At 70.9% G+C, this 3,983-nt stretch carries 2 protein-coding genes; one reads left to right on the top strand and one right to left on the bottom strand.

Translation table 11 applies throughout. The annotated features are described in order from the left end of the window. The first annotated feature begins 815 nt into the window (after nucleotides 1-815). The gene (locus tag QQA02_RS11580; RefSeq protein WP_284773766.1) at nucleotides 816-2,255 is read left to right on the top strand and encodes a dicarboxylate/amino acid:cation symporter; all 1,440 of its coding nucleotides are present in this window, start codon (nucleotides 816-818) and stop codon (nucleotides 2,253-2,255) included. 63 nt (nucleotides 2,256-2,318) lie between these two features. Here the strand turns inward: QQA02_RS11580 and QQA02_RS11575 are convergent, their stop codons facing one another. Continuing rightward, nucleotides 2,319-3,161: a Rossmann-like domain-containing protein gene (locus QQA02_RS11575; protein WP_284773765.1), complete on the bottom strand. Its 843-nt coding sequence runs from the start codon at nucleotides 3,159-3,161 to the stop codon at nucleotides 2,319-2,321. Between the last annotated feature and the right edge of the window lie 822 nt (nucleotides 3,162-3,983).

Below are 3,983 nucleotides of genomic sequence, written 5' to 3'. Positions count from 1 at the left end.
GGCACCGGGGGCGACGGCGCCCGGAGCGGCCGCGGCGGGCACACCGACCGCCGGTGCCGAGGGAGCAGCCGGCGGCGCAGGAACAGCGGCACCAGGCGCAGCGGCGCCGGGAGCCACGGCCCCGGGCTCGGCCGGAGCGGCCGGCGCCGAGGGAGCGGCAGGAGCCTCCGGGGCCGCAGGAGCCGCCGGGGCAGACGGCACGGCGGAACCGGGGGCGGCGACCCCCGGGGCGACCGCACCGGGGGCCTGCGCCTGGGGCGGGATCGCCTCGTCGTCCGTGGTCCGCGGCTCGCTGCCGCGCGACGGGTCGGAGGGCGAAGACATGGCGCCTGCTTTCTGGGATCGGGGTGCACTCGGGAAAGGGACGCCGGCGCAGATCCCGCGGCCACCGCGCCGCGGAGCGGCTGCGGTGGCCCGGGCCAGGACCTTCATGCCGGGCGTCCCGGTTAACCGCAAGGATAATAGGACGCGTACGCAGGGCCGAACCGCGCCTGCGGATTCATTCGCCCACGACCACGCCCCGACCACGCCCCGACCACCCGCTACCGCCCGCCCGCCTGCAACCGGACCCCACCACCGGCCTCCCACCTGCCCGGTCGACCCCGACGGACAAAGAGACGGGAATATCCCGGACTTCCCCTGGGTTACACCGGAATGTATGCTAAAAGACCCAGTGGTCTGATGAGTATAGACAGAGCAGTACAGAAAGTGTGACGGGTAAGCCCGCACACACCGCCACAACCACCAGAACCAACCGCGCGGGACTTCCGGGCCCCGTGGACAACTAACCAAGACCTTCGACGGGAGCCTCATCCATGAGCGAGAAAGAGACGGCGCGCGCCACAGACGCCGCGCCTGTGCGCGGCGACGGAACGGACGCGGCGTCGGCAAGCGACAACGGCAACCAGCGCAAGGGGCGCCTGCCCGGCTGGGCCACGGGCTTCGGCGCGCAGGTCATCGCGGGCCTGATCGTCGGCCTGATCCTGGGCTTCATCGCCCGCGGCCAGGACGGCGGCTCCGGCGAGGGCTGGCTCTCCGGCCTGCTCACCGGCGTCGGCGCGGCCTACGTCCAGCTGCTGAAGCTGATGGTGCCGCCGCTGGTGGTCGCCGCCGTGATCACCTCCGTGGCCAACCTGCGCAAGGTCACCGGTGCGGCGCGCCTGGCCGTGAGCACGCTCATCTGGTTCGCGGTGACCTCGTTCCTGTCGGTGGTCCTCGGCGGCATCCTCGTCGCGCTCGTGCTCAAGCCGGGCGTGGGCACCTCCGTGGACGCCGCCTCGGCCGCCGAGCCGGAGAACACCGGCAGCTGGACGGCGTTCCTGCAGGGCATCGTGCCCGAGAACATCTTCGGCCTGCACGCCGGCATGAGCCACGGCGAGCCCACCTTAAGCTTCTCCGTGCTGCAGCTGCTGGTGGTCTCGCTGGCCATCGGCATCGCCGCGGTCAAGACCGGGCGGGCCGCCGAGCCGTTCCTGAACTTCATGGAGTCCTTCCTGGAGATCATCCAGAAGATGCTGTGGTGGATCATCCGCCTGGCCCCGATCGGCACCGCCGCGCTGATCGGCAAGGCCGTCTCCACCTACGGCTGGGACGCGCTCGGCTCGCTGGGCAAGTTCGTCATCGCCATCTACGTCGGCCTGGCCATCGTCATCGGCGTGATCTACCCGGCCGTGCTGGCCTTCAACAAGATCCCGGTCGCCGGCTTCTTCCGCCGCGTGTGGCCCGTGACCAGCCTCGGCTTCATCACGCGCTCCTCGATGGGCGTAATGCCCGTGACCCAGCGTGTGACCGAGCGGCGCATGGGCGTGCCCACCGAGTACGCCTCCTTCGCGATCCCGCTGGGCGCGACGACCAAGATGGACGGCTGCGCCGCGGTCTACCCTGCCATCGCCGCGATCTTCGTCGCGCAGTTCTACGGCATCGACCTGAACATGACGCACTACCTGCTGATCATCTTCGTCTCCGTGATCGGCTCGGCGGCCACGGCCGGCACCACCGGCGCGACCGTCATGCTCACCCTGACGCTGTCCACCCTGGGCCTGCCGCTGGCCGGCGTGGGCCTGCTGCTGTCGATCGAGCCGATCATCGACATGGGCCGCACCGCCGTCAACGTCACCGGCCAGTCCGTGGTCGCCACGATCGTGGCCAAGCGCTCCGGCATCTGGTCGAAGCAGACCTTCGAGGCGGGTGCCGACGGCGAGGTCGAGCACTCCCCGACCATGGCCGAGGTCGCCCCGCAGGCCGTGCGCGCCTGAGTTCTGTGCAGTTGAAGCCCCGGGTCGGTGACCCGGGGCTTTTTCGTGCTTGACGACGCCGCGTCAGTCCAGCACGGAGGTTCCCTCCGGCGTGGAGCGGTGCACGCGGTGGCCGTGGGCGAATATCGTCGGGTAGGCGGCCTCAACCAGGGCGCGGTCCATGCCGTCGGCGTCGTCGGCCACCAGGCCGGCCACGAGGTCGACGCCGTGGTCGAAGAGTGCGGGGGCCAGCGGGGCGGAGGGGCCGATGACGGCGCAGTAGGACTCGGCGGCCAGCTCGATCAGGCGCGGGGCGGAGCCGTTGATGAACGAGGAGCCGGAGATGAAGACCATCTCGCAGCGCGGCACGATGAACTCGGCGGCCGGGGGCAGCTCGTCGAGGCCCTCGGGGATCTCGAGCATGTGGAAGTCGCTGGCCGAGTCGAGCGCCGACGGCGCGCCCGGGTGGTGACCGATGACGGCGACGGTCTTGCCGGCGATGACATCGCGGAAGGGATCGAAGACCTGGCCCCACTCGGCCTGCCCGCCGCCCGCACCCGCGGTGGGCACGAAGCGGTTGGCCCTGGCGGTCCCGGCGTGGGAGTACCAGGCGTTGATGGCGGCGACGGCCAGGGCACGCTCGGCGGAAGTCCCCGCGCCGATGAGGTCGGTCGCGACCTCGCGCAGGTTCCTCCCGGTCAGCCCGGCGGCGGCCGGCGCGTCGAGCGGGTCGGTGGGGGCCACGCGCGCCATGGCGGCGTCCCAGGCACGCAGGCCCGGGCCGCCGCAGTAGGCGATGCCGATGGAGGCCACCCCGTCCAGGGAGGCGGTCACGCGCGCCCACAGGCCGGTGGTGGAGGCGGACTCCACGGTGGCGGTCTGCGGGATCGCCTCGATCAACTCGCGGTAGAGGGGCTGCAGGGCCATCTCGCACTCTCCTTTCGGTCCCGGTCCCCTCCCCCTCCCCCGGCTCCGGGCCGGCGTCGGAGCGGGCCGGCACGGGTGCCGCGGGGCTCCGGGGCGTCTCGGGGGTCCCCGTGTGCCCGGGGTCTCTGAACGCCTCGGAGCCTTGCGAGGCGCCGCGGGGTCCGGTGGGGGACCGGTTGTGTAGCGACCAGGCGGTCGACGTTGGAACACCACCGATGATAGCCGCGCTTCACCGGGTGGGGAGCCGAGTTATCCACAGGGTGTGGAGGACTCTGTGGAAGTTGTGACGAAAGCGCGTCTTTCCACAGCGGTGGATGGGGACGAGGGAAAGCGTCCACCTGCTCCACAATGCGAACAAAAGTTCGTTTCGCTGGGGTTTCCGCGCAGTCCACAGGGTTTTCCACAGTTGTGGATCTTCGGGGTATTCGGGAAATTACAAAACTGTAGTTATCCACAGTGTGGATAAGCCTGTGGATGGTGGTGAAAGAAAAAGTCACGGTGTGTGGACTGTGGACGACACGCCGCAGTCTTCCCCATCCCCCAGGTCGCAGACCTGCCGTCGTGGACCGTGATTCCCACCCCGTGGTCACCCCCGGACCGGCGCGCAGGTGAACCCCGCGTTGTCCGATCTCCCCCGTGCCCCCGGGCTTCGGGGGCGCTTTCACCCGCAGGATGCCACAGGGCCCCGGGACACGCAGCGCAAGCGCGGTGAATCTCTCTCAGGTGACCACTGTGGTGGTCACCGCATTCCCGGGGCTCTCCCCTCCCCCGGCGCGCCCCTCCCCCGGCGCGCCCCTCCCCCGGCGCGCCCCTCCCCCGGCG

It is taken from the genome of Corynebacterium sp. MSK006 (assembly GCF_030232385.1).
Taxonomy (GTDB): Bacteria; Actinomycetota; Actinomycetes; order Mycobacteriales; family Mycobacteriaceae; genus Corynebacterium; species Corynebacterium frankenforstense_A.
This window is presented reverse-complemented; position numbering and strand designations above follow the sequence as displayed.

What these genes read in the sequence shown, in the direction of transcription:
- QQA02_RS11580 (WP_284773766.1), top strand. Translation starts at nt 816, where the DNA reads ATGAGCGAGAAAGAGACGGCGCGCGCCACAGACGCCGCGCCTGTGCGC.
- QQA02_RS11575 (WP_284773765.1), bottom strand. Translation starts at nt 3,161, where the DNA reads ATGGCCCTGCAGCCCCTCTACCGCGAGTTGATCGAGGCGATCCCGCAG.